At 62.2% G+C, this 24,344-nt stretch carries 24 protein-coding genes; 8 read left to right on the top strand and 16 right to left on the bottom strand.

The features are described 5' to 3' along the window. Positions 1-173: 173 nt before the first annotated feature. The 9 genes from tatC to hisF form a co-directional block, all read right to left on the bottom strand. Positions 174-986, bottom strand: a complete 813-nt coding sequence (tatC, locus tag MPZ60_RS03910; RefSeq protein ID WP_034357499.1) for a twin-arginine translocase subunit TatC — start codon at positions 984-986, stop codon at positions 174-176. A gap of 156 nt (positions 987-1,142) precedes the next feature. After that, the gene (gene tatB, locus MPZ60_RS03905; protein ID WP_003062149.1) at positions 1,143-1,664 is read right to left on the bottom strand and encodes a Sec-independent protein translocase protein TatB; all 522 of its coding nucleotides are present in this window, start codon (positions 1,662-1,664) and stop codon (positions 1,143-1,145) included. Between the two features lie 22 nt (positions 1,665-1,686). Next, entirely contained in the window at positions 1,687-1,923 is a 237-nt protein-coding gene (gene tatA, locus MPZ60_RS03900) for a Sec-independent protein translocase subunit TatA (RefSeq protein ID WP_003058595.1), read from the bottom strand. 121 nt (positions 1,924-2,044) lie between these two features. Further along, a complete protein-coding gene (locus MPZ60_RS03895; RefSeq protein ID WP_034357497.1) occupies positions 2,045-2,410 on the bottom strand; it encodes a histidine triad nucleotide-binding protein in 366 nt (121 codons plus the stop codon). A 97-nt stretch (positions 2,411-2,507) separates the two neighbouring features. Then, on the bottom strand, positions 2,508-3,551 hold the full coding sequence (locus MPZ60_RS03890) for a patatin-like phospholipase family protein (protein ID WP_034357495.1): 1,044 nt from the start codon (positions 3,549-3,551) through the stop codon (positions 2,508-2,510). A gap of 269 nt (positions 3,552-3,820) precedes the next feature. Beyond that, complete coding sequence (locus MPZ60_RS03885; RefSeq protein ID WP_034357493.1) at positions 3,821-4,219, bottom strand: membrane protein; 399 nt, start codon at positions 4,217-4,219, stop codon at positions 3,821-3,823. Between the two features lie 11 nt (positions 4,220-4,230). After that, entirely contained in the window at positions 4,231-4,629 is a 399-nt protein-coding gene (locus MPZ60_RS03880; protein WP_034357492.1) for a phosphoribosyl-ATP diphosphatase, read from the bottom strand. A gap of 4 nt (positions 4,630-4,633) precedes the next feature. Next, positions 4,634-5,062, bottom strand: a complete 429-nt coding sequence (gene hisI / locus MPZ60_RS03875; RefSeq protein ID WP_255538961.1) for a phosphoribosyl-AMP cyclohydrolase — start codon at positions 5,060-5,062, stop codon at positions 4,634-4,636. A 72-nt stretch (positions 5,063-5,134) separates the two neighbouring features. After that, positions 5,135-5,935: an imidazole glycerol phosphate synthase subunit HisF gene (hisF, locus tag MPZ60_RS03870; protein ID WP_003058607.1), complete on the bottom strand. Its 801-nt coding sequence runs from the start codon at positions 5,933-5,935 to the stop codon at positions 5,135-5,137. A 788-nt stretch (positions 5,936-6,723) separates the two neighbouring features. Here hisF and glmM point away from each other — a divergent pair. From glmM to MPZ60_RS03835, 7 genes are all read left to right on the top strand, one after another. Then, entirely contained in the window at positions 6,724-8,058 is a 1,335-nt protein-coding gene (gene glmM, locus MPZ60_RS03865; RefSeq protein WP_034357702.1) for a phosphoglucosamine mutase, read from the top strand. Positions 8,059-8,220: 162 nt separating this feature from the next. After that, positions 8,221-9,402 (top strand): non-hydrolyzing UDP-N-acetylglucosamine 2-epimerase, encoded by a 1,182-nt coding sequence (wecB, locus tag MPZ60_RS03860; RefSeq protein WP_034357490.1) that lies wholly within the window; start codon positions 8,221-8,223, stop codon positions 9,400-9,402. Then, complete coding sequence (gene nrfB, locus MPZ60_RS03855) at positions 9,389-11,608, top strand: cyclic di-3',5'-guanylate-activated glycosyltransferase NrfB (protein WP_034357488.1); 2,220 nt, start codon at positions 9,389-9,391, stop codon at positions 11,606-11,608. The genes wecB and nrfB overlap by 14 nt, the downstream gene beginning before the upstream one ends. 10 nt (positions 11,609-11,618) lie before the next feature. Beyond that, positions 11,619-14,369 (top strand): tetratricopeptide repeat protein, encoded by a 2,751-nt coding sequence (locus tag MPZ60_RS03850; protein ID WP_034357486.1) that lies wholly within the window; start codon positions 11,619-11,621, stop codon positions 14,367-14,369. A gap of 102 nt (positions 14,370-14,471) precedes the next feature. After that, positions 14,472-14,795, top strand: coding sequence for a hypothetical protein (locus MPZ60_RS03845; protein ID WP_034357484.1), 324 nt, complete (start codon positions 14,472-14,474; stop codon positions 14,793-14,795). A 32-nt stretch (positions 14,796-14,827) separates the two neighbouring features. Continuing rightward, a complete protein-coding gene (locus tag MPZ60_RS03840) occupies positions 14,828-16,462 on the top strand; it encodes a DUF2334 domain-containing protein (RefSeq protein WP_034357481.1) in 1,635 nt (544 codons plus the stop codon). A 47-nt stretch (positions 16,463-16,509) separates the two neighbouring features. Next, a complete protein-coding gene (locus tag MPZ60_RS03835; protein WP_241781305.1) occupies positions 16,510-17,379 on the top strand; it encodes a hypothetical protein in 870 nt (289 codons plus the stop codon). Between the two features lie 134 nt (positions 17,380-17,513). Here MPZ60_RS03835 and MPZ60_RS03830 read toward each other — a convergent pair whose 3' ends face one another. The 7 genes from MPZ60_RS03830 to MPZ60_RS03800 form a co-directional block, all read right to left on the bottom strand. Continuing rightward, positions 17,514-18,380 (bottom strand): D-hexose-6-phosphate mutarotase, encoded by an 867-nt coding sequence (locus MPZ60_RS03830; protein WP_034357477.1) that lies wholly within the window; start codon positions 18,378-18,380, stop codon positions 17,514-17,516. Then, a complete protein-coding gene (gene hisA, locus MPZ60_RS03825) occupies positions 18,373-19,116 on the bottom strand; it encodes a 1-(5-phosphoribosyl)-5-[(5-phosphoribosylamino)methylideneamino]imidazole-4-carboxamide isomerase (protein ID WP_003058631.1) in 744 nt (247 codons plus the stop codon). The genes MPZ60_RS03830 and hisA overlap by 8 nt, the downstream gene beginning before the upstream one ends. Positions 19,117-19,330: 214 nt before the next feature. Beyond that, positions 19,331-19,999, bottom strand: a complete 669-nt coding sequence (hisH, locus tag MPZ60_RS03820) for an imidazole glycerol phosphate synthase subunit HisH (RefSeq protein ID WP_034357476.1) — start codon at positions 19,997-19,999, stop codon at positions 19,331-19,333. 81 nt (positions 20,000-20,080) lie between these two features. Continuing rightward, complete coding sequence (gene hisB, locus MPZ60_RS03815) at positions 20,081-20,704, bottom strand: imidazoleglycerol-phosphate dehydratase HisB (protein WP_034357473.1); 624 nt, start codon at positions 20,702-20,704, stop codon at positions 20,081-20,083. Next, the gene (gene hisC / locus MPZ60_RS03810) at positions 20,701-21,819 is read right to left on the bottom strand and encodes a histidinol-phosphate transaminase (protein WP_034357470.1); all 1,119 of its coding nucleotides are present in this window, start codon (positions 21,817-21,819) and stop codon (positions 20,701-20,703) included. The genes hisB and hisC overlap by 4 nt, the downstream gene beginning before the upstream one ends. Positions 21,820-21,888: 69 nt before the next feature. Then, positions 21,889-22,329 carry a PIN domain-containing protein gene (locus MPZ60_RS03805; protein WP_003058641.1) on the bottom strand — a complete coding sequence of 147 codons (441 nt, stop codon included), beginning with the start codon at positions 22,327-22,329 and terminating at the stop codon, positions 21,889-21,891. Beyond that, positions 22,326-22,598 carry a hypothetical protein gene (locus MPZ60_RS03800; RefSeq protein ID WP_034357468.1) on the bottom strand — a complete coding sequence of 91 codons (273 nt, stop codon included), beginning with the start codon at positions 22,596-22,598 and terminating at the stop codon, positions 22,326-22,328. The genes MPZ60_RS03805 and MPZ60_RS03800 overlap by 4 nt, the downstream gene beginning before the upstream one ends. 156 nt (positions 22,599-22,754) lie before the next feature. Between MPZ60_RS03800 and MPZ60_RS03795 the strand changes: the two genes are divergently transcribed. Next, a complete protein-coding gene (locus MPZ60_RS03795) occupies positions 22,755-24,320 on the top strand; it encodes a serine hydrolase (RefSeq protein ID WP_034357466.1) in 1,566 nt (521 codons plus the stop codon). Positions 24,321-24,344: the final 24 nt, after the last annotated feature.

The following is a 24,344-nucleotide window of genomic DNA, read 5'->3' as shown; positions in this document are numbered from 1 at the left end:
AAGCCAGCGCTAGCCGCTGGCTTTTTTCATGCTCCGGCCGGGCCAGCCACAACCTCTTCAACACGATTCATCAAGAGATATGACTCAAGCACTGATGGAAAAAATTGCAGACAGTCATCAAAACAAAAGCCCTTGAATTGCTTCAAGGGCTTTGCAGGAGGTCGGGGCGAAGATCAGTGGCCGTCCGAGGATTTCTCCACTTCCGAGCCCGTGCCTTCCTCGGCATCGGGCGCACGCGATACCCTGCTGAACCAGCCGGCGCCCAGAATGCCGATCTCGTAGAGCAGGCACATGGGCAAGGCCAGGGCCAGCTGAGAGATCACATCGGGCGGCGTGATGACGGCAGCAATCACAAAGGCCAGCACCACGAAATAGCCGCGGAAGGCCTTGAGCTTTTCGATCTCCACCAGACCAAAGCGCACCAGCAGCATCACCACGATGGGCACCTGGAAAGCCGCCGCAAAAGCGATGTAAAGCGACAGAATCGCTTCCACATACGAGGCGATGTCGGGCGTGGCCGCCACGCTGGCAGGCGTGAAGTGCTGGATGAACTTGAACATATTGCCCAGCACAAAGAACTGTACGAAGGCAATGCCGGCATAGGCCAGCAGGCTGCCGAACAGGATCAGCGGCAGGGCGAACTTCTTCTCGTGGCTGTACAGGCCCGGTGCCACAAAGGCCCAGATCTGGTACATGATCCAGGGCAGCGCCAGCAGCACGGCCACCATCATCAACACCTTGAGCGGCACGAAGAAGGGCGAGAAAACGCCCACCGCAATCAGCTTGGCGCCGGGCGGCATATGCTCCTTGATGGGCAGGGCGATGAAGTCGATCAGGCCATCGGGGCCCGGCCAGAACATCAACAGCCCGACGCCGATCAAAACGCCATACAGGCTGTAGAGCAGGCGATCACGCAGCTCCATCAGGTGCTGGACAAACGGCTGCTCCGTGCCGGCGAGTTCGTCTTCTTTAGAGGGTTCGGACATGGTGCAAAACCGCGTCGGAGCCCGATCGGCTCCACACGCTTGAGAAACAACAACGCCCGCGGATCACGGGCAAAGAGCGACATGCGGGCAGCAGGGCCTGGCCCCTGGGGCCGGCCATGGCCGACCTTGCGGCCGGCAGGCTGCTGAGCTGCATGTTCAATGGAACTTCTTGGGGCGAAAGCGCGCCACGCGTGCCGCACCCGACTGGACCTTGCTGCGTACCCCGGCGCGGGCCTTGTACCACTGGGGCACGGCACCGCGCTTGACGCGCCAGTTCTTGCGCGGATGGCGATAGCTTGGCACCACGCTGCTGTGCGTATCCAGACCGGTGTAGCCGCCTTCTGCGTCATAGGAGCCGAAGGACGAAGCCGAAGTCATGTTCGAGTCGTCGCGCAGGTCCTTGGTCGCATCGCTCCAGTCCTTTTCAAGATCGGAGGCCTGATTGCGCATGCTGGACTCCACGTCCCGCGCGGCGGTCTCGACCGTGTCCTTCATCTTGCGCAGCTCATCGAGCTCCATGGAGCGGTTGACCTCGGCCTTGACGTCGGACACATAGCGCTGTGCCCTGCCAAGCAAGGTGCCCACCATGCGGGCCACGCGCGGCAGTTTCTCGGGACCGATGACCACCAGGGCCACGGCACCGATCAGCGCCATTTTGGACAGGCCAATATCAAACATCTAAATGTCAGTCCTGCCGCGATCAGCTCTTTTGCTTGGCTTCCACGTCGATGGTGGCCTTTTCGGCAGCCTGCTGGTTGGCCACTTGGCCGGTCGCAGCATTGGCATCGGCGTCAGTCGCGCCGTCCTTCATGCCGTCCTTGAAGCCCTTGACGGCGCCGCCCAGGTCGGAGCCGATGTTCTTGAGCTTCTTGGTGCCGAACACCAGAACCACGATGAGCAGCACGATCGCCCAGTGCCAGATAGAAAACGAGCCCATGAGAATCTCCTAGAAATTGCAAACCATTTTAGACGGGGCTTGTGACAGATACGAATCAATCACCCAAAAAGCCTGCAGCGCACAGCTCTATCGCCGCGTGCAGGCCCGGTGCGCCGCCTGATCAGCCCTTGAGCCAGGGGCGCGGGCCGCCCATGACGTGCAGGTGCAGATGGTGCACTTCCTGCCCGCCTTCGCTGCCGGTGTTGACCACGATACGGAATCCGCCATCGGGATAAGGGTTGCAGCCCTGCTCCATCGCCAGCTTGGGAGCCAGCGCCATCATGCGACCCAGCAGGGGCGCATCCTCGGCGCCGACCTGGGCCATGGAGGGGATGTGCTTCTTGGGAATCACCAGAAAGTGCACGGGCGCCCCCGGGTGAATGTCATGGAAGGCGAACAGCTCCTCGTCTTCATAGACCTTTCGCGAAGGAATCTCGCCCTTGGCGATGCGGCAGAAAATGCAATGGGGGTCGTGGTGGTCGTGCATGGTCTCAGGTATCTCTACGGTTCAGTATTCTGGACGCCCTGCGCTATCCATGGCCTAGGAGGCCAGGAAGCAGGCAATGGCGTCGCCCCCTGCGGGGCTATCCCCTATTCTCGTTGAATCGCAGCGTCTGCTTGACGCCAAGGTGCTCGCGGTTGAGCTGCAGCCATTGCTGGCCGCGCTCGCGTCCCAGCTCGAACAGCTTGCGCACCATGCCCATGTCTGCGCGCACCTTGCTTGAGGCGCCAAAGGGCTTGAGCACCGAGCCGCCATCGATGCGGTGCATCAGCACATGCTTGTAGCGCTCGGGGTCCAGGCGCTTTTGCTCCAGCAGCTTGACCACAAACTCGATGGCCCTCAACTCGGCCAGCAAGCTGGCGTTGAAGGTGATTTCGTTCATGCGATCCATGATCTCGCGGGCCGTGTCGGGCGAGACATCGGACTCCTTGGGATTGATCTGCACCAGCAGGATGTCCCTGCTCCGGGTCTCGTAGATCAGCGGATACAGGGCCGGATTGCCCGAGAACCCGCCGTCCCAGTAGCACTCCCCGTCAATCTCCACTGCCTTGAACAGTTGCGGCAGGCAGGCCGAGGCCATGATGGCGTCTGCCGTCACCTGCTCGCCCTTGAAGATCTTGCCGCCGCCCGTGCGCACATTGGTGGCGCAGATGAAGAGCTTGGGCACCACGCTGGGGTGCTCGGGATGCGCCAGCATCTCGAAGTCCACCACCCGGGTGAGCAGTTGTCGCAGCGGGTTGATATTGAGCGGATTGGTCTGATAGGGCGACAGAAACTGGTTGAGCACGCCCATGAACTGCTTGCTGCCCGGCAACGGTGCGGCCCAGAACATCTTGCCCACGCTGCCCATGGTGCCCACGCCCTCCCACAGCTCGCGCAGAGACTGGCGCGCCAGTTGCCGTCCCAGGTAACGGGCATCGTCCACTTTCTTTTCCTGCGCGGCCGCCTGCGCGAAACCATGGGCCAGCGCCACGGCGTTCATGGCACCGGCACTGGTGCCGCTGATGCCTTCGAAGATCAGTCCGTCATCGTCCAGCAATGCATCCAGCACGCCCCAGGTCAGCGCACCATGCGATCCCCCGCCTTGCAGGGCCAGGTTGAGGGTATGGGAAGTCTCTGCAGCCATGGCACGATCCTGTGAGGGTTGAGGAACCAAGCAAGGGGCTTGGGACTTACGCAAGCAAGAAGGCACAGCGGGCATATCCATGGACAAAACACCATGCCCGATTCGAATCCGCTTAAGTCCTGGAGCTTATCCAGCACCGCGAGCATTGCACAGGCCCGGGCCCCGTGTCAGCCTGCCACCCCGAATCTGTTGCAGCGCAGCACAACCGCTTGCAAAAACAAAAAAGCCCCGGCCGTAAAGCGGGGGCTTGGGTGTCTGGCAAGTGCGGTTCAGGGCTGGATCGCGCGATTCTTGTTCATGGCGATCATGCCGCTGACGATGCGGTAGAGGAACCAGATGGAGATCAGCACCCAGGCAGGGTTGAAGATCAAGAGGCCCAGCAGGAAGAACGGGAAAGTCACCGCATAGAGCACAATGGCCCAGAGCACGCTGCGCAGCCGCCAGGAAAAATGACTCTCCTGCCAGGTGCCACGCGCATCATCACGCTTGACCAGATCGATGACAACTGCAATCAGCAACAGCAGCACACTGACCTGCGCGCCCGGGAGCACGGCGGCCACGGCCACGACCAGGTGCAGCAGATAGCTGACCCAGCCCCAGGCCTTCAGGCCCTCGACCTCGGTAGAGCTGCTGCTGCCTACATCGATGATGTCGCGATCGTCATTCATGTGCTTCCTCCTTATTGCTTGGCCGCCCCTTCCTGAGCAGCGCGTTCCTGGGCCTTGCGCAGGGCTTTTTCCTCCAGACCGCTGGTGCCCTCGCGGCGCTCCAGCTCGGCCACCACCTCTGCGGGTGTCAGCCCGTAGTGCGACAGCGCAATCATGGAATGAAACCACAGATCCGCCACTTCATAGAGGATCTTGCCCTTGTCCGCACCATGATCGACATCCTTGGCGGCCATGACGACCTCGGTGGCCTCTTCGCCGATCTTCTTCAGAAAGGCGTCAGGCCCCTTGTGCAGCAGGCGCGCGACATAGCTTTTTTCAGGGTCGCCACCATTGGCGACCTTGCGGCTTTCGATCACGGCGGCCAGACGGGCCAGTGCGCCCTCGATCGACGCGGTGTTTTGTTCAGACATGACTTTATTTGTAGATGGAAGCAGGATCTTTCAAGACCGGATCGACAGCAAGCCACTGTCCGTCCTTGAAAACGCTGTAGAAGCAGGAGTGGCGGCCGGTATGGCAGGCAATACCGGGATCATGCCCCTCTTGCGTGATCTTGAGCAAAACCACGTCGTTATCGCAGTCGATGCGCATCTCATGCACGGTCTGCACATGGCCGGACTCCTCGCCCTTGAACCACAGCTTGTTGCGCGAGCGGCTGAAGTAGACGGCACGCCCCAGCTCGGCGGTCTTTTCCAGTGCCTCGCGGTTCATCCAGGCAAACATGACCACGTCGCCGCTGCTTTGCTCCTGCGCAATCACGGGCACCAGACCCTGCGCATCCCATTTGACTTGATCGAGCCAGCTCATTGCAGACCTTTGCTTTGTATAGCTGCCAGCGCAGGCCAGCAGCTAACATCAACCATAAAACATATGGAAAGCCGCTTGTAGCCTGCGCAAGCTGCTCTCAAAACAACTACTTTAGAGACGCACGGGAATGCCGCGCGCGCGCATGCATTCCTTGGCCTGCTGCACGGTGTACTCGCCATAGTGGAAGATGCTGGCGGCCAGCACGGCATCGGCGCCGCCGATGGTCACGCCATCGGCCAGATCTTCGAGATTGCCGACACCGCCCGAGGCGATCACGGGCACGGCCACGGCATCAGCCACGGCACGCGTGAGCTTCAGATCGAAGCCGCTCTTGGTGCCGTCCTTGTCCATGCTGGTCAGCAGGATCTCGCCGGCACCGCGCCTGGCCATCTCTTCGGCCCAGCGCACCACATCCAGCCCCACATTCTTGCGGCCGCCGTGGCTGTACACATCCCAGCCCGGCCCCATGGGCGTGCCGCCGGGACCGATGCGCTGCTCGTCCTCGGGCGTGCGGCGCTTGGCGTCGATGGCCACCACGATGCATTGCGCGCCATACTTGTCGCTGCAGGCATTGATGGTGTCCGGGTTGGCAATGGCGGCGGAGTTGAAGCTGGTCTTGTCGGCTCCGGCATTGAGCAGGCGACGCACATCTTCCACGCTGCGCACGCCACCGCCCACGGTCAGCGGAATGAAGACCTGCGAAGCCACGGCCTCGATGATGGGCAGAATCAGGTCACGGCCATCGCTGGTGGCCGTGATGTCCAGAAAGGTCAGCTCGTCTGCACCCTGGGCGTTGTAGCGTGCGGCAATTTCCACCGGGTCGCCCGCATCGCGCAGCTCCAGAAAATTGACGCCCTTGACCACGCGGCCGCCGGTCACGTCAAGGCAGGGAATGATGCGTTTGGCAAGCATGGACCAGTCTCGGAATATCTACGAACAAGGAGACCAAAGATACCACGGCCTCGCCGCTGCCTAGGGCATCTGCCGACGGCGCCCCCCTGCCGCTGCCATGGCATTGCCAGCTGGCTTCGGCGGCACGCAGCCCGGCCACAGCCATCGCATCGCGAGTCAAACCCGCTCGATTTGAAACGATTCAACTCAGCAGCAGCCCCAATCCATAAAGTGGCACAAAATCCCCGTGCTCCCAATTGAATAACAGTAAACACAGAGCCGGCCTCACGATTTATTGTTTTCAGCCGCAATCTCTTTCCTGCATCGATATTCCGGCTGCGATTAACTGGCGCACATAGAACCATCGCCCACTCCTGACCAGGCATGCCACAGGCGATCCGGAAATAAAGGCACTGATATTCTCAATGAGAAGCCTCCACACCTGCGAGAAGCTGCACTGCCGAGAGCGGCATATGACTGCGTGACAAGCAAAGCTATTGCGGATTGGGCTTCGGCAAGCCGCCTGACGCTAGGGTTGACAGCAATGCAAAGCAATCTCGACCAGGCAGCGAAATACCTTAAATATTGTGTATAAAACCCCAATTCGGCTTCCAAATATTCATGACGTAAAAAGATGTTTCTTTTTACGCTGCCTTCTTGTTCGGATTGTTTTTGCTAGTGAAACTATGAAAAAAAATAAATCAATAGTTTTTAATATTTCGACAGTGTTGAACCCATAAATAGTTGACCGAACCCGGAAACCCATCCCATTCGATGAATGTATTCAGGCACAGGTGATCATCATGGATATGAGACGCCAATATTTCGGTACCGACGGAATCCGTGGGCGGGCTGGGTATTTCCCCATCACGCCGGACTTCGCTCTGCATCTCGCCCATGTCGTCGGACGAATGCTTCATCGCAACGAAGAGCGCCCGACGGTGCTGATTGGCAAGGACACGCGTATCTCGGGTCACATGCTCGAAAGCGCCTTGGTGTCGGGCTTCAATTCGTCTGGCGTGGACGTGGTGCTGCTTGGGACGCTGCCAACACCGGGAGTGGCCTATCTCACGCGGGCCTTGCGTGCAAGTCTGGGAGTGGTCATCAGCGCCAGCCACAACACCTTCGAGGACAACGGCATCAAATTCTTCAGCGCCAAAGGCACCAAACTGCCCTATGTCTGGGAGGTAGCAGTCGAGCAAATGCTGCTGGATGAGCCGCATTGGGTCCCGGCAATCGCACTCGGAAAAACCCAGCTCCTGGATGACGCCGCCGGTCGCTATATAGAGTTTTGCAAGAGCACTTGCGACCATGCGTTCACCTTGCGAGGACTGAAGATCGTGGTCGATGCCGGCCATGGTGCGGCCTATCAGATAGCGCCCATGGTCTTGCATGAACTCGGTGCCGAAGTGGTGGCCATAGGCTGCGCTCCCGATGGCATGAACATCAACCAGGGGGCCGGAGCCGCACACCCTGAGCTCCTGGCCACGACTGTTTCCGGTTGCGGTGCGGATTTCGGCATCGCCCTGGATGGCGATGCGGATCGCCTGCTGGTCGTCGATGCCGCCGGGCGGCTCTATAACGGGGACGAGTTGCTGTACCTGATCGTCGCCGACCGCCTGGAGCATGACGAGAGCATTGCGGGCGCCGTCGGCACGCTGATGACGAATATGGCGGTGGAGCGGGCATTCGGGGTGCTGGATGTGGACTTCATGCGCACCAAGGTCGGCGACCGCTACGTGCTTGAGGAGCTCAGCCGCAGGGGCTGGACCTTCGGCGGCGAGGGGTCAGGCCATCTGCTGATACTGGACCGGCACAGCACGGGCGACGGTCTGGTGAACGCGCTGCAGATATTGCAGGCCTGCGTGCGCACCGGCCGCACGCTGTCGCAATGGCTGCTGCCGGTGCAGCTCTACCCTCAGGCATTGCTCAATGTGCACTGGTCGCCAGACCGGGATTGGCGCAGCAATACCTTGCTGGCACGAGTGCAGGCGCAGGTCGAGGCCGAACTGGGCTCTACCGGGCGTGTGCTGGTGCGTCACAGCGGCACGGAGCCGCTGCTGCATGTGATGGTGGAAGCGCAGGATGGCGATCAGGCCAGCCGCTGTGCCGAGAGGCTGGTCACGGCTGCCAGAGACGGTTAGCCCGCCGATGCAGCTGCGCCGCTCATGCAGCAAATAGAGCCGGCACCAATTGTGGCCAGCACGAGGAGCTGGCTGACATACCCCAAGCAGAGCGTGAAAGATGATTTTGAGCAGGTACGAATGAAGAACGTCTGATACCAATTGACTCAAAGGGAGAACGCAATGAATCAGGACTCCGAGGCTCTTCACGCCAAGCCAGACATCGTGCAGTTGCTCATCGTGTCCGGGACCAGGCCCGAAATCATCAAGCTGGCCCCTGTCTATCACGCACTGAAACAGACGCACTGGGCCCGCCCCATCTGGCTGCACACCGGCCAGCATGGCGACATGGCCGCGCAAATGCTGGACTGCTTTCATATCCAGCCCGATCATGTGCTGCAAAGGCAAGGAAGCTCTCTGCTGGAATTCGCCACAGGCTGCAGGGTTCAGCTGGAGTCCGTGCTGACGGATACGAGCTGTGAGGCAGTGATCGTGCAGGGCGACACAGAAAGCGCGTTTCAGGGTGCATTGGCCGGCTTCTATCTCAAGGTGCCCGTCGTCCATGTCGAAGCCGGCCTACGCACCTACAACCTGCACCGACCTTTTCCGGAGGAAGGCCTGCGGCAAATGATAGGGCGCATCGCCAGCCTGCATCTGGCCCCCACCCCGAGGGCCCAGCAGGCGCTGGAGCGCGAAAACGTGGCCAAGGAAAAGATCGAGCTCACCGGCAACACCGTCGTCGATGCCCAGCTCTGGGCCAGCCAGCATCACCACATCCACCGCCGCATGCAGGGCCGAGGCCATATTCTGGTGACCATGCACAGGCGAGAGAACTGGGGCCCCGATGTAGACCATGTGTGCGAAGCCATTGCCGATATCGCGCGCGAGTTTCCCCAGATGCCGGTGCTGTTCCCGGTCCACCTCAATCCGGTGGTCAAGGAGCCGGTATACCGTCTGCTGGGCGGACTTCCCAATGTCAAGCTGACAGAGCCGCTGGATTACCTGGCCATGCAGCAGGCCCTGGCCGATGCCTGGCTGGTGCTGACCGATTCCGGCGGACTGCAGGAGGAGGCACCGACCTTCAAGGTACCTGTGCTGGTCTTGCGCGACGAGACCGAGCGTCCCGAGGTGCTGGAAGCCGGCTGCGCCGCTTTGGTTGGAGCCGACAGAGGCAGGATCGTTCAGTCCGTGCGCCACCTGATGCATGACGATGCTGCCTACCGGAGCATGCAGGCCAGCAGCAACCCGTTTGGTGACGGGACTGCAGCACAACGCACCGAGAAAAGACTGCACCAGATGCTGAGGCCTGATCACGCAGGCCTGGCACAGAAAGCCGCAGAAAGGACGCGCCATGTCCTGGCTTGACCTGTTCACCGGATATCTCTATGTCCTCAAGAGCATCGCCATCGTCATTGCGGTGGTGATCTTCATCAGCGGACTGGACGATCTGTTCATCGACCTCTTTTACTGGGGGCGGCGCACCTGGCGTGCACTGACCGTGTACTCGCGCCATGAGCAGATGAATCACAAGGCCTTGCTCGGCGTGGACGAGAAGCCGCTGGCCATCATGGTGCCCGCCTGGCAGGAGCATGGCGTGATCGGCAAGATGGCGCAGCTGGCGGCAACCACGCTGGACTATGAGAACTACCACATCTTCATCGGCACCTACCCCAACGACCCCCAGACCCACGCCGATGTGGAGCAGGTAAGAGCCCATTTCCCGAATGTGCACAGCGTGGTCTGCGCACGCCCCGGGCCGACCAGCAAGGCCGACTGCCTCAACAACGTGCTCGATGCCATCTTCCAGTTCGAGCAGCGCTCGGGCATCGAGTTTGCAGGCTTCATCCTGCATGACTCGGAAGACGTGCTGTCCAGGTTGGAGCTGAGACTGTTCAACTTTCTCGTGGATCGCAAGGATCTGATCCAGCTGCCGGTCTACCCCCTGGAGCGGCCGCTGCGCGAGTTCACCGGCGGGCATTATCTGGACGAGTTTGCCGAGCTGCATGCCAAGGACATCGTGGTGCGCGAGGCCCTGGTGGGCCAGGTGCCCAGCGCCGGAGTCGGCACCTGCTTCAGCCGCCGCGCCATCACGGCGCTGCTGGAGATGGGCGACGGCGTGGCCTTCGACACCCAGAGCCTGACCGAGGACTACGACATCGGTTTCCGGCTCAAGCAGCTGGGCATGCGCGAGATCTTCGTGCGCTTTCCCGTGCATGACGCGGACCAGCCTGCCGATCCCGACCAGCCACGCCGACACGGGCGCAGCGCGCGTGAAGCCAGCGTCATCTGCGTGCGAGAGTTCTTCCCCGATACGCTGAATGCGGCGGTGCGACAGAAGTCCCGCTGGATCACGGGCATCGTGATCCAGGGCTTCAAGACCCTGCGCTGGACCAATAGCGGCGTGCTGAACTATTTTCTCTGGCGCGACCGCAAGGGTGCTCTCACCAATTTCGCCAGCTTTCTGGCCATGCTGCTGGCGATGCAGCTGATTGCCATCTGGCTCTACCAGCACCTGGTACCGGACAGCTACCGGTTTCTCTCCATCTTCCAGGGCGACTGGTGGCTGTATGCACTGCTGGCTGCGAACTTCGTGCTGATGCTCAACCGCATTGCCCAGCGCATGTTCTTCGTCACCAGCTACTACGGCATCGTCCAGGGATTGATGTCGCTTCCGCGCCTGCTATGGGGCAATTTAGTGAACTTTCTGGCCAACTGGCGGGCCATCGCCCAGGCGCTGCAGGCCAAGGATATCCGGCGCATGGCCTGGGCCAAGACCGATCATGACTTTCCCATGCTGGGAGAGGGACCCCGACTGCGCCAGCCCCTGGGACAGATACTGATCGCACAAGGTGCCCTGACAGAGAGCCAGCTGCAGGAAGCGCTGCTGCGCCCCACTCCCGGCTTGCGCCTGGGCAGTGCGCTGGTGCACAAGGACCTGATCAGCACCGCACAGCTGGCAGCTGCAGTTGCCCAGCAGGCTGGTGTTTCATGGGAATTTCTGGGAGAGCGTCTGATCCCCGACGAGATCGCTGCGCTGCTGCCTGCACATCTGGCACTGCATTACAGCGTGGTGCCGCTGCGCGAGGAGGGAGAAACACTGATCCTGGCCAGCGAGTCGGTCATAGACCCGGTCTCGCACGCAGCCCTGGAGCGCAAGCTGGAGAGGCCCGTGCGCTACCTCATTGCCCCCAAGGGAGAGGTCACGGTCGAGCTGCGGCGTCTGTATGCAAGACAACATGGGGAGCCGGCTCGCGAACTGCTGGCCTGGGCCGTGGAGCGCAAACGCGTATCCGCCGAACAGGCGAAAGAGCTGTGGAAATTCTATGTATCGCGGCAGCTGATGCTTGGCGAAGTGCTTCAAGCCCTGGGCCGCATCGACACGGCCGTGCTGAATGCCTTGCTGCTCAGACATGAGCAAAGCGATGACAGCCTGGGCCTGTTCCTGGTGAACCAGGGGGCGTTGACGCAGGCTACGCTGGATGAAGCACTGCGACTGCAGCAACAGCTGCAGGTCACCATGGCGCAACTTTTGCGCCGCCTTGATGCCGCCCCGATCGTGTCCGTTGCTTAGGTGCCAATATATGAAGCTTTCTCGTCCTATTCTGGTTCTTTCCCTGGCATGCGCCACTCCATACGATGGTCTGGCGCAGACGGTGGATCTAGGTCCGGATATCACTCCCAGACAGCGCTTTCAGATCTATCCCCGGATCGACAAGGCGTATGAGGCCATGGCGCGCGGCGATGGCCAGCGCGCCATCTCCGAGCTGCAGCAGGCTCAGCGTCTGGCACCGGACAACACCGAGATCGCCTTGCAGTTGGCCGCAGCCCATCGCCGCTTTGGCCAACCAGCACAGGCCGAAGCTGTACTGAAGGCCCAGCTTCAGCGCCACCCTGGCGATGCGCGTCTGGCCCAGGCTCTGCGCGATATGCATCAGGGAGCCGTTCCGGCCAGACAGCCCGAGTCTCAAGCCCTGCCCGCTCCTGCGGCCAAGGCTCCACCGAAGACGCCAGGCACAGCCACGCCTTCAGCAGCGCCAGCACCGGAGCCGGCAAAGGCTGCCTCCTCGACAGCGGACACCACGCCACGCCCGCGCAAGAGCCCGGCAGCACAGGCCATGCCTGCTGGTTACGCCAAGGCCAGCCAGGCCTATGCCGCCACCGAGCGGCGTGACTTCGCCACGGCATTGCCTCTAGCAAGGCAGGCCGTAGCTGCGGCCCCCGGGCGTCTTGACTATCAGCGCCTGCTGGTCTACCTGCTCGTAGAGAACGGGCGCTTCGACGAGGCCGAAGCCCGGGCAACAAGGCTGGACAAGGTCAAGCAACTGCAGTCGGACTCCGATTGGCAGATGCTGCGCACATCCATACGTCAGCGCCGCGCACTGCGTCCCTTCGAGCAGGCCTTGCAGGCACGCGAGCAAGGCGACATGGTCAAGGCCCTCAGGTATGCCGAGACCAGCGTCCGAATAGCGCCGGATGCGCTGGCTCCCCGCCTTCAGTGGCTGGGCTTGCTGCTTCAGGATGGGCAGGCGGCCCAGGCACAGCGCGTGGCAGAGCAAGGGCTGGCACTGCAGAACGATCCAGCACTGCAGGTGCTGCTGGGTGTGGCCCTGCATGCACAGGGTCGCGGCAATGCTTCTGTACAGGCTTTCGACGCTGCACTGGCGGCCCCCCATCTGGCGCGCTCGGAACGGCAGAATTACGGCGTCATTGCCGTTGATGCGGCACTGGCCGCCGGTCAGACCGATCGGGCGCAGCGACTTGTGCAGGCGCTGGAGACGGACAGCAATGCCGACGTCAGCAGCCGCCGAGAGCAGCTCAAGGCCCTGCGCTCCTCAACCATGTCACGCAGCTACGAGCTGCCACTGCCCCTGGTCAACTGCTTCAGCGCCGGCGATGTGCCCGGCTGCGAAATCTGGCCTGGGCAGGAAGCGCCAGACCCGGCATACAAAGTCGCCCATGAGGCCTATCAAGCCTACAGCGATGGGCAATATGCTTTGGCGGCAGAAAAGGCAGGGGCGGCCTCGCAGCTCAACCCCGGACATCTACCCTACCGTCAGCTTCGCCTGCAGGCATTGCTGGCTGCAGGCCAGAAGGCGCAGGCGCTTGAAGAGGTCGATCAAACACTGCAGCTACAGCCCGATGCAGTCGAAGTGCTGGCCTTGCGCAGTCGCCTGCGCCACGAGCAGGGCATGACCGAGGCCGCCAACGCCGACGCACGGACGGCATTGCAAATGGGCGGCCTGTCCCTGTCCAGCGAGGTGGACCTGCTGCTTCAACTGGGGCTGCGAGACGAGGCTGCTGCACGCTTTGCACAGGCCGTCTCGGAGCCTGAGCTGCAGCAAAGCGCCGACCCCAATCTGGCCTATCTGGCCGTCCGCGTGGGGGACGATCGCAGTGCCTTGTCCATCTTCAACCGCGCACGTGACCAGAGCCGCCTGCCGGACACGGCGCTGCGCGATGGCGCCTACGCAGCCAGCAGGCTGGCCGAGAACGAGCAGTCCATCGACTACTTCAAGCAGGCCATTGCCGCAGCACATGAAGGCAGGCTCGCCATGACGCCGCAGCAGCAATATGAGACGCGGCGTGAAGTTGCCGACCGGGACCGCTCCTGGGGCATCAACACCTTGCTGGGCTATCGAGGCATTGCCCTGGGCGCGGCAGGCGCCCAGCCCGGACTCTATGGCGACGTGGCCCAGCTCGTCAGCGAGGTGTACTGGCGCCCGCAGAAGTTCGGCGACGGTCGCTTCTGGGAGCTGTACGGCGGCGCAGCGCAAACGGTCTACAGCCGCCACGATGTGCCCACGGGCGGAGAGACTACCCAGGGTGCCGTCGGTGTCCGTGCCAAGCCGCTGAGCGATCACAACCTCATACTCGCGGCCGAACGGCGCGTGCGCATCGGCTCGCTGTCCAGCAACGACTGGTTGCTGCGCATGGGATATTCGGGCGGCATGGGCACCGACCTGCGCGTGGATGTGCCCAGCTGGAACACGTTCAATATGTACGCCGAAGTAGGTCGCTTCATTCATCGCAAGCAGAACTACGCGACGTTCGAAGCCCAAGCAGGGCGCAGTTTCCGAATGGGGGGGAGCGACTCAAGACTGGTGCTGTTTCCGCATGCAGTCCTGGGTGCTGATTACAACTCTGAACGCACAGCCTCGGGCAAGCAAAGCTCGGTTGGCGCTGGCGTTGGTGTGAGCATGCGTTTCTGGTTCCGCGAGGACCGTGACCATGCACCTCGCTCCTACCTCGACCTCTCCCTGCAGTATCGCGCCCGGCTTGCCGGGGACGAACGAGGGAAAGGCGTGTTTCTACGTGCCGCCTTGGTATTTTGAGATGGCACGCCTCTAAGACCCGAACCCATCGCCATTTCTAGAGTTTGTGGAGATGGAGTTCTTCGACATTTTTTCTTTCTGCCCTCCAGAAAGGAGGCTCTCATGCACTCCCATGATCAAAGGCAGGCCACGCGCGCGCTGCTCGCGCTGGCGCTGCTGACCTGGGCCAACTGGTCCCTGGCCTCGAACGTCATGCCGCCGCCCTTGCCGCCTGGTGCCTCCCAGATCCGCATGGATATCGGCGCAGCCCCCGAAGAGCGCAAGCGCAACGAACGTGCGCATCACCACAAAGGGCATTTCAAGAAGGATTTCACACGGGATGACACGCTGGATGAACTGCCGAGCAAACCCGGCAACCCATCCCCCGGCAATCCCCCGAAGGACAAGCCCAATCCGGGTGGCCCATTCCGTGGCCAGCAGCAATAGACCTCACCGTGTACTGATCTCAGGAGAGTCTCATGAAAACCCTAGGACGCATTCTTGGGGCATGGCTGCTAGCCATGCTCTTTGCGAGCCCTGGCGCCTTTGCGCAAACAGGTCCGCGCACACTGATCCTTTATGACGCGCCGCCCAATACGGCCTACACCAAGCTCGGCATGGGCTATGCCATCATGCTGCGCAATCTGCTCGGACATTTCGACAGCAAGGTCGATATGCTCCCGGTGCAGAACTACACGGCAGGCAAACTCAGCGGCTACGACGCCACGTTCTATCTGGGCTCGTATTACGACAACCCGGTGCCCGCCGCCTTCATGGCCGATGCCGCCAGCTCGAGCAAGACCATAGTCTGGTTCAAGTACAACATCTGGCAGTTTGCCTGGGATGCGGCCTACGGCTTCCAGTCCCGCTATGGCTTCAACCTGACGGCGCTTCGCGGACTCAATGCCGCACCAACCTCAAGCAACACCACACCGGGGTTCTTCGACACCATCACCTACAAAAACCTGCCCTTTGTCAAATACTACGCATACGACAGCAGCACCGGAGCCGTGAATGCGGATCCCGATGTGGGGCTGACGGCCATCACCGATACCACCAAGGCCCAGAACCTGGTTTCCATGTCCAATCCCAAGACCGGCGAGCAGGCGCCCTATGTGGTGAGGTCGGGCAACTTCTGGTATGTGGCGGATCTGCCGTTCAGCTATATCGGACCACGCGATCGCTATCTCGTGCTGGCAGACATGCTGCATGACATGCTGGGGGTGAACCATGCCGAAAGCCACAAGGCCATGGTCCGTCTTGAAGACGTGAGCGCATTGGTCAGTGTGGCGGCAATGAAATCGCTGACGGACTACCTCTACCAGCAACGGATACCGTTTTCGATTGCGACCATTCCGTACTACCGCGACCCTCTTGGCGTCTATAACTCGGGAGTGCCTATGCAGGTGCCAATGTCACTGGCGACCAATCTGAAGAGAGCTCTCAACTATGCACTGGTGCGCGGCGGCGAAATCGTGATGCATGGCTACACGCACCAGTACAGCAATATGCGCAACCGCTATACGGCCGTGAGTGGCGATGACTACGAGTTCTGGGACATTGTCAACAACAAGCCCGTGCCCGAAGACTCGACCACCTGGGCGTTGGGACGTTATCGGGCCGGTCTGCTGGAGTTGTCTCTCAATGGATATCGCGCTACAGCCTGGGAAACCCCGCACTACCAGGGCTCGGCGCTGGCATCCAAGGCCACTACGCAGGTCTTTGCCAAGACTTATCAGCGCGTGGTGTACTACACCGCAGACAAGCCCAATTTCACTGCATCGGTGGAGAAGGATTTTGCCGTGGGCCAGATCTTCCCCTACCCCATACAGACCGACTACTACGGCCAGAAAGTGCTGCCGGAAAGCCTGGGAAACATCGAATACGACATCTCCCAGATCGATCCGACCTCCTTTTACAACTACACATGGCAGGACATTCTCACCAATGCCCAGTATGTGAAGACGGTGCGTGACGGCTATGCCTCGTTCTTCTTCCACCCGTTCTGGCTGGAGCCGCAGGTTGGAACCCCTGGTCTGGCGGACTTCAAGAGCCTTGTCAGCGGCATCTCCAATCTGGGCTTCACCTGGACGGTTCCGAGTCAGCTGCCATGAAAGAAAAGCGCTTTCTCCGAAAGGAGAAAGCGGCTCGATCCATAGATATGACGATGGAACAATGCACCAGACGCGAGGCGCTGGGCCTGGCCTGGGCGCTGAGCTGCAGCCTGCCTGATGCACAGGCCAAGCCCGGCCTTCGTCTGCCTGGCATGGTCTGGCAGCCCAGTGCCGACACTCTGCGGCCCCATGGAGCATGGCAGCGTCTGGGCATCCGCCGCCTGCTGGTGCAATGGACGGCCGTGGACAATCTGAGCCTGGTGCCCGGCACTTATCTGCCCTCCATGAGCCGCAACCTCCCGGACTGGGAGCGCATTGCTGCAGAGCCCTGGGCGCAGGAGCTGATTCTCGGCCTGGCCGGCATGCATGACGAAGCCAAGGCCCGCGCCAGTCTCGCGGATCTGGCAATGCAGTCCTATGCCTTGAAAGCCGCTATCACGGCGCTGCCACTGCGGGTTGCCGGCTGGTACTTCCCGGTCGAAGTCGATCCGACCTGGGCTGCGCCCAGCCTTCTCACCGAGGTTCTCAACAAGCTGCCTCGTCCGCTGTGGATCAGCGCCTATGACAATGCCAATATGGGTCCCCAGGCGCTGGTTGACTGGATCATGCGCTGGATACCCGAAGATGTGGGCGTGTTTTTCCAGGATGGAGTCGGCGTCCACGCGCGCACTCCCAGCGTGGCACGCGAATACCTGCAAATGCTGACCGCCCATCTGGGCCAGGCGCGTGTTCGCGTGATTGCCGAGGCCTTCCGGCCTGCGCAGGGCGGCGGCTTTCGCAGCGCCATGGCAGAAGAATTCCTGCCGCAGTTGGCGGCCTACCAAGGCTGGACGGTCTTCGCATTCGACGGCCCGCATTATCTGAACCCGCCTCTGGTCGATGCCTTGGCGGATGCCCTGAGCACCAAATCCCGATGAGTCGCCATCCGCCCTGCCTCTGCAGCTGCGGCCCATGGAGCCTGCAACAGGGCTGAGCAGGCTGACGGCCAACAGGTCTTCGCACGAGGACAGGCCCAGGCTCGGGGTGGCATCACCCCGCCTCGTTCAAAGCCTCAAAAGCATTCGAAGGTTTGCGCCGCCTTCCAGCGCTGGTCGGGTCCAAGAACCACAGGGGCATCAATGGCCGCAGCCTCCACACACAGCATTTGCTGCCAGCTGTCGGCCTCCATGTCCTTGAGCGTGGCGCACAGTGCGGGGCCGGGATTCCAGACCACGGTTTCGCTCCAGGACGCATCCTGGGCAAGCTGCAGCCAGGGCCGGCCCGAGCTTTGCAGCTGCAGGGCTGCAGCCGCACGTGGATAGACGCGATCGGTCTCCGCACCGAAGCTGACGCAGCCCTCCTGCGTGACATGGGTGTCCGGCTGAGCCGCAGCAGCATCCCAATAGCTCAAACCTTCGAGACCATGCAAGCTGGTCTGCTCGACCTGCGCAACGCGAAGATAACCGTGCAAGGCCGCTGTAAAAGACAGGTCCTGCCGGCCGCGGTTATGCACAGCCAGTTCCACACGCAACGCGCCGGGCCTGAGCTCAATCGTGAGCACTGCCTCAAAGGCGTGCAGCCAGACGGCGCGCGATGCTTCGCTGTCCGTCAGGCGCAAGGAGATTTGCACACCATCCTCGCCCAATGGCCGCGCAGCATCGGCCTGCCAGTGACTGAGGCGCGCAAAGCCATGCTTGACCAAGGGACCACGCTGGTTGAACTGGGGAAAGCAGACCGGAATGCCGCCGCGAATGGCGCTCTTGCCGTCACGGGATGCGCGGGGACTGAGAAACAGGCGTTCCTGCCCCTGGCCGATCCAGGACAGCACCTGGGCGCCCTGCAGGCAGATCAGCGCCGAATCCCCCTGACCCAGCTTCAAAGCAATGGCAGGAAGCCCTTTCCAGTCAACGGCCTGGGCCTGAAACGTCAAATCACTCACCCGTGAGCTCGTCCGCACGCTCCTGGCCGGCGGCGAAGTCCAGATCGCCGGTATAGATGGCCCGGCCGCAGATCACGCCCTCCACGCCCTCGTCCTGCACCTTGCACAGCGCTTCGATGTCGGCCATGCCGGCCAGACCGCCCGAGGCGATGACCGGAATCTTCAGCGACTGGGCCAGCTTGACGGTGGCGTCGATGTTGATGCCGCTGAGCATGCCGTCACGACCGATGTCGGTGTAGATGATGGATTCCACGCCCCAGTCCTCGAAGCGTTTGGCGGTTTCGATCACATCCTGGCCGGTGAGCTTGCTCCAGCCGTCGATGGCCACCTTGCCGTCCTTGGCGTCCAGGCCCACGATGATGTGGCCGGGAAAGGCGCTGCAGGCGTCCTGCAGGAAACCGGGGTTCTTCACGGCAGCGGTGCCGATGATCAGGTACTCGATGCCCAGATCGATGTAGCGCTCGATGGTATCCAGATCACGGATGCCGCCGCCCAGCTGCACGGGAATCTCGCCATCGACTTCCTTGAGGATGCTCTTGATGGCCGACAGGTTCTTGGGCTGACCCGCAAAGGCGCCGTTCAGGTCCACCAGATGCAGGCGACGGGCGCCCGCATCCAGCCATTTGGCGGCCATGGCTGCGGGGTCTTCACCGAAAGTGGTGGACTGGTCCATATCACCCTGAATCAGGCGAACGCAGTGGCCGTCCTTGAGGTCGATAGCGGGGATGAGCAACATGATGGTGATCTGCTAGCAAGTTTGGCCGTCAGAAATGGCCGGTTGAAAAATCGGGTTGACAGTGAACAAGCCCCGCGATGCAGCGCGCACTGGATTGGGATGGGCTGCGAGGCGCAAACCACAGCCGGGCTGATCGCCCGGCGAGGATTTGCAACGCTGCAGACCGCCCAAGCCAGGGATGCGATGCGCGCAAAGACTGGTTCAATATTGACCCTTAGGGCTTCCAGCCCAGGAAGTTGCGGAACAGCGCCAGTCCCTGATCCGAGCTTTTCTCGGGGTGGAACTGGGTTGCGAAAATATTATCGCGTGCGACGGCACATGCAAAGAGGCCGCCATAGTCGGTCTCGGCCGCGCAATGCGCGCTTTGTTGCACCTGCGCATAAAAGCTGTGCACAAAGTAGTAGAAGCTGCCGTCGGGAATTCCGGCCCACAGCGCATGGGGCTTGCCGCCCTGCTGTGTCTGCTGCACCTGGTTCCAGCCCATCTGCGGCACCTTGAAACGGCTGCCGTCGGCCTGCGTCCTTCCTTCGAGATCGAACTTGCGCACATTGCCGGGAATCAGTCCCAGGCCCGGCACATCGCCTTCGTCGCTGTGGTCGAGCAGCATCTGCATGCCCACGCAGACGCCGAACAGCGGCTTGTTGACGGCGGCATCGAGCACGGCCTGCTGCAGGCCCGATTCGCGCAGCTCGCGCATGCAGTCGGGCATGGCCCCCTGACCGGGCAGGACCACGCGGTTGGCGGCATGGACCACATCGGGATCGGCCGTGACGACCACGTCCCAGCCGGTATCGGCTGCGGCCGTACGCACCGCCTGCGAGACCGAACGCAGATTGCCCATGCCGTAATCGACCACGGCCACGGTGTTGTTCTTCAAACTCATAGCAGCTACCGCTTATGGAGATTGGTTTTTAAAGACAAACAGCTTTGAAGTGCAGTTTAAATAGGCGCAAGACGCTCCTGATTACAGAGCACCCTTGGTCGAGGGAATCACGCCGGCCATGCGCTCATCATGCTCCAGTGCAAAGCGCAGGGCGCGCGCAAAGGCCTTGAAGATGGTTTCGCACTGGTGGTGGGCGTTGAAGCCTTTGAGGTTGTCAATGTGCAGGGTCACGCCGGCGTGGTTGACAAAGCCCTGGAAGAATTCGAAGACCAGTTGCGTGTCGAGCTGGCCGATGCTGCCGGCCGTGAACTTCACATCCATGTGCAGACCGGGACGGCCCGAGAAGTCGATGACGACGCGGCTCAGGGCTTCGTCCAGCGGCACATAGGCATGGCCGTAGCGGCGAATGCCTTTCTTGTCGCCGATGGCCTTGGCGAAGGCCTGGCCCAGGGTGATGCCGATGTCCTCCACCGTGTGGTGGCCGTCGATGTGCAGATCGCCCGCGCATTCGATATCCATGTCGATCAGGCCGTGGCGCGCGATCTGGTCCAGCATGTGGTCGAGAAAGCCGATACCGGAGTTCAGGCTGGCCTTGCCCGTGCCGTCGAGGTTGACGCGCACGGCGACGCGGGTCTCGGCCGTGTTGCGCTGCACTTCGGCAATGCGCGGCAGGTTCTGGGCGATGGAGGGGACGATATTGCTCATAGGCTTTCTTTCAGTGCCGCCAGCATCTGGGCGTTTTCTTCGCGGGTACCCACGGTCAGGCGCAGGCAGTTGTGCAGCAAGGGGTGCATGGCCGATACGTTCTTGACCAGCACGCCGCGCTGCTTCATCTCGATCTGGGCCTTGCCGGCATCGCGCACGCGCAGCAGCACCATATTGGCTTCGGAGGGCCAGACTTTTTGCACGCCGTCCAGCTGGGCCAGGGCATCGATCAGCGGTTGGCGTTCGGCGCGGATGGCGGCGGCCTGCTCGGCATACAGGGACTCGTGCTGCAACGCAAAAATCGCCGTCTCGCAGTTGAGCACGCTGATGTTGTAGGGCGGGCGCACCTTGTCGATCTCGTTGACGATGGCCGAAGGGCCAATCAGATAGCCCAGGCGCGCACCGGCCAGACCGAACTTGGACAGAGTGCGCATCAACAGCACATGGGCGTTGCGCGCGGGGTCGGCCTTCATGCGGGTGATCCAGCTGCGGCTGGCGAAGGGCTGGTAGGCCTCGTCCATCACGACCAGACCGCCAACCTCGGCCACGGCGTCGATCACGGCCTGAACCTTGTCCTCGGCCCACAGCGTGGCGGTGGGATTGTTGGGATAGGCGATATAGGTGATGGCAGGCTGGTGCTCGGCAATGGCGGCCTGCATGGCCGGCACGTCCAGGTCGAAGTCGTTCGTCAGATTCACGCCCACGAAATCCAGGCCCTGCAGCTTGGCAGACAGCGGATACATCACAAAGCCCGGCATGGGCGCCAGCATCTTGGCGCGGGCATTGTTGCAAGGCTGGGCCGTGGCCAGCGCCAGCAGGGTGATGATCTCGTCCGAGCCATTGCCCAGCAGCACCGATGTGCCGGCCGGAGCACCGGCGTAGTCGGCCAGCATCTGCTTGAGCACTTCCTGGCGCTCGCCGGGGTAGCGGTTGATTTCCAGGCCGCCCAGATGCTCGCCCAACTTTTTCTGCAGCTCGGGCGGCAGGCGGTAGGGATTCTCCATCGTGTCCATCTTGAGCAGGCCTTGCGCGGGCTGCACATGGTAGCCCTGCATGGCGCGTACATCGGCGCGAATGCGTTGCAGGGCTTTGGTCTGGATGTCTTGAGCAGTCATGGGTTCACTCCTTCACACAAGGCTTGCGTTGGCCAATGCAGTCGATACCGATCGCTGCAATTCTGGCGCTCAAGCCTCAAGATTCTGCGTGGCGGCTTGCTCCAGCGGGTGCACCACGGTTACGCCGCCAAACTCCGCCCCATGAGGCAGATGCAGGCTCAGCATCTGGTTGCAGCCGCTGTGCTGGGCGCAGGCCACGGCCAGGCAGTCGCCAAAGTCCAGCGCATGGCGGGCTTGCACGGCCCAGGCCGTCTCCAGCGTGGCGGCGTCGGTCTTCCAGGGCGTCCAGGTCTGGTAGCGGCGGATGGCTGCGCGGGCATCGCCCTGAGGCAGGGGCAAGGCTGCCGTGGTCGCCTGGTCATAGAACTCCACCAGCGCCTGGTTGCTGGTGCGGCCGCTACGGCTGCGCCACAGCAGATCCAGCCATTCCAGCGTGGCCGCATACAGCGCACCGCCGGCCGCATCTTCCGCGGCGATCAGCACCGAGGTATCGACAAATACGGGGTTCACCTGGCCACCTCGGCTTCGGCATTGCTTTGCACTGCAGCACGCTTGCTGCTGGCACTGCGCGCCACGGATTTGGCCGACTGGCCGGCAGCTTGCCAGGTGCGCTCATCCGTGCGCCAGGCCAGATAGGCACGCTCGTAGGCATCCTCGCGCTGCATCAGCTCGGCCATGAAGTCACCCAGCATGCGCGAGACGCTGCTGCCGCGCCTGGCCGCTTCAATGCGCGCCCAGTCAAGCACGCTGTCTTCGACGGTGATGGTGACGTTCTTCATGCCTCGCATGGTACACGAATTTCGTGCAACACGAAATTCGTGTGAAATTTCAAATTGCCAGAATGGCCTGCAGGAATCCATACTGCGGAGCAAAAAGCAGTTCGCCAGAAACTTGCCCCTCTGCAAGCGCAGACCCACCAACCGGGAGGAGAAATCATGAGCCAACCATCCAAGACTGCATGGACCAGACGCCAGATGCTCGATCGCACCGTCCGCGCCGGAGCCGGCCTGGGCATCGCGGCCGGCTCCGGGCTGGCTTTGGCGGGCTGCGGCGGAGACGATGGGCCGGCAAAAGGTCTGAGCGCCGCGGAGGCAGCCCGGCGACTGCCCGAGCTGGCCGCGACGCTGCGCCGTGTCAGCGGTGTTCCGGGTATGGCCTGGGCCGTGGTCCAGGGCGCGCAAACGCTTGCCGCCCAAGGCCTGGGGCTTTGCGAGACCGGCGGCAGTGCGGCCGTGAATGCCGACACCGTGTTCCAGCTGGCCTCGGTCTCCAAATCCCTGGCCGCCACCGTGGTGGCGCGCCAGGTCGGCCAGGGACGGGTCTCCTGGGACAGCCGCATGCAGGACTTGCTGCCCTGGTTTGCGCTGCGCAATCCGGGCAGCAGCGCGGTGCTGACCGTGGGCGATCTGTTTGCCCACCGCAGCGGCCTGCCCGACCATGCGGGCGACAAGCTCGAGGAGCTGGGCAACGGCCAGCAGGTGGTGCTGGAGCGGCTGCGCCTGCTGCCCGTCAAGCCGCTGCGCAGCGAGTACGCCTACACCAATGCCGGGCTGACCGCCGCCGCGGTGGGCGTCGCAGGCGCTGCCAATACCGACTGGGCGAGTCTGTCGCGCCAGACCCTGTATGCGCCTCTGGGCATGACGCGAACCACATCGGTCTATGCCGAATTCATGCAGCAGGCCAACCGTGCCAGCCCCCATGTACGCGCCGATGACGGCAGCTGGCAGCGTGGCACGCCGCGCAATGCCGACCCCCAGTCCCCGGCCGGCGGCGCCAGCTCCAGCGTCAACGACATGGCGCGCTGGCTGTCTCTGCTGCTGGCGCAGGGGCGCTGGCAGGGACAGCAACTGGTCGCCCCTGCAGCCCTGCAAGCCGCCTGGCAGGCCCAGGCGCCGGGAGGGCACTACGGCTTCGGCTTCAATGTCGCAGCGACCGATGGCGGGCTGAAGTTCCTCAGCCATTCGGGCGCCTTCATGCTGGGTGCGGCCACCTGCTTCATGCTCATCCCCTCGCTGGACGCCGCCGTCATCGTGCTCACCAACGGCATTCCCATAGGCGTTCCCGAAACCCTGTGCCGCCAGTTCGTGGACCTGATGGAAACCGGCCGCCTCACGCAGGACTGGTGGTCGCTGTACAGCGAAAAGATCGCTCCGCTGATGGCGCCCACGGGCTCCCTGCTGGGCCAGCAGCCCCCGTCTGCGCCCCAGCCTCCGGGCGCGCTGCAGCGCTATGCGGGAAGCTATGACAACGCCTACCATGGCCCGGTGCAGGTCAGCCTCGTCGACAACCGGCTGCAGCTGAGCATAGGCCCGCAAGCCCAGACCTATGTGCTGCAGCACTGGAGCGGCAGCCAGTTCTGCTTCGTTCCTGGCAACGAAAGCGCAGCTCCGCACAGCATTTCGCTGGCGGTCTTCGAGGCAGGTGACACAGCGCCGGCCCAAAGCCTCTGGCTGGAGTTCTATGACGACGACGGATTAGGCCAGTTCAGCAGGCGAATCTGACATGCGCTGCGGCGGCAGCGCCGC

It is taken from the genome of Comamonas sp. 7D-2, from assembly GCF_022749555.1.
In the GTDB taxonomy this organism is placed as follows: domain Bacteria; phylum Pseudomonadota; class Gammaproteobacteria; order Burkholderiales; family Burkholderiaceae_C; genus Comamonas; species Comamonas thiooxydans.
This window is presented reverse-complemented; position numbering and strand designations above follow the sequence as displayed.

Bases quoted from the DNA above. Each gene is read 5' to 3' on its own strand.
- tatC (WP_034357499.1), bottom strand. From the start codon at position 986: ATGTCCGAACCCTCTAAAGAAGACGAACTCGCCGGCACGGAGCAGCCG.
- MPZ60_RS03840 (WP_034357481.1), top strand. From the start codon at position 14,828: ATGAAAACCCTAGGACGCATTCTTGGGGCATGGCTGCTAGCCATGCTC.
- MPZ60_RS03885 (WP_034357493.1), bottom strand. From the start codon at position 4,219: ATGAATGACGATCGCGACATCATCGATGTAGGCAGCAGCAGCTCTACC.
- MPZ60_RS03795 (WP_034357466.1), top strand. From the start codon at position 22,755: ATGAGCCAACCATCCAAGACTGCATGGACCAGACGCCAGATGCTCGAT.
- hisB (WP_034357473.1), bottom strand. From the start codon at position 20,704: ATGAGCAATATCGTCCCCTCCATCGCCCAGAACCTGCCGCGCATTGCC.
- wecB (WP_034357490.1), top strand. From the start codon at position 8,221: ATGAATCAGGACTCCGAGGCTCTTCACGCCAAGCCAGACATCGTGCAG.
- MPZ60_RS03850 (WP_034357486.1), top strand. From the start codon at position 11,619: ATGAAGCTTTCTCGTCCTATTCTGGTTCTTTCCCTGGCATGCGCCACT.
- tatA (WP_003058595.1), bottom strand. From the start codon at position 1,923: ATGGGCTCGTTTTCTATCTGGCACTGGGCGATCGTGCTGCTCATCGTG.
- MPZ60_RS03845 (WP_034357484.1), top strand. From the start codon at position 14,472: ATGCACTCCCATGATCAAAGGCAGGCCACGCGCGCGCTGCTCGCGCTG.
- hisH (WP_034357476.1), bottom strand. From the start codon at position 19,999: ATGAGTTTGAAGAACAACACCGTGGCCGTGGTCGATTACGGCATGGGC.
- glmM (WP_034357702.1), top strand. From the start codon at position 6,724: ATGAGACGCCAATATTTCGGTACCGACGGAATCCGTGGGCGGGCTGGG.
- MPZ60_RS03800 (WP_034357468.1), bottom strand. From the start codon at position 22,598: ATGAAGAACGTCACCATCACCGTCGAAGACAGCGTGCTTGACTGGGCG.
- MPZ60_RS03895 (WP_034357497.1), bottom strand. From the start codon at position 2,410: ATGCACGACCACCACGACCCCCATTGCATTTTCTGCCGCATCGCCAAG.
- hisF (WP_003058607.1), bottom strand. From the start codon at position 5,935: ATGCTTGCCAAACGCATCATTCCCTGCCTTGACGTGACCGGCGGCCGC.
- hisA (WP_003058631.1), bottom strand. From the start codon at position 19,116: ATGTTGCTCATCCCCGCTATCGACCTCAAGGACGGCCACTGCGTTCGC.
- nrfB (WP_034357488.1), top strand. From the start codon at position 9,389: ATGTCCTGGCTTGACCTGTTCACCGGATATCTCTATGTCCTCAAGAGC.
- tatB (WP_003062149.1), bottom strand. From the start codon at position 1,664: ATGTTTGATATTGGCCTGTCCAAAATGGCGCTGATCGGTGCCGTGGCC.
- MPZ60_RS03835 (WP_241781305.1), top strand. From the start codon at position 16,510: ATGACGATGGAACAATGCACCAGACGCGAGGCGCTGGGCCTGGCCTGG.
- hisC (WP_034357470.1), bottom strand. From the start codon at position 21,819: ATGACTGCTCAAGACATCCAGACCAAAGCCCTGCAACGCATTCGCGCC.
- MPZ60_RS03890 (WP_034357495.1), bottom strand. From the start codon at position 3,551: ATGGCTGCAGAGACTTCCCATACCCTCAACCTGGCCCTGCAAGGCGGG.
- MPZ60_RS03880 (WP_034357492.1), bottom strand. From the start codon at position 4,629: ATGTCTGAACAAAACACCGCGTCGATCGAGGGCGCACTGGCCCGTCTG.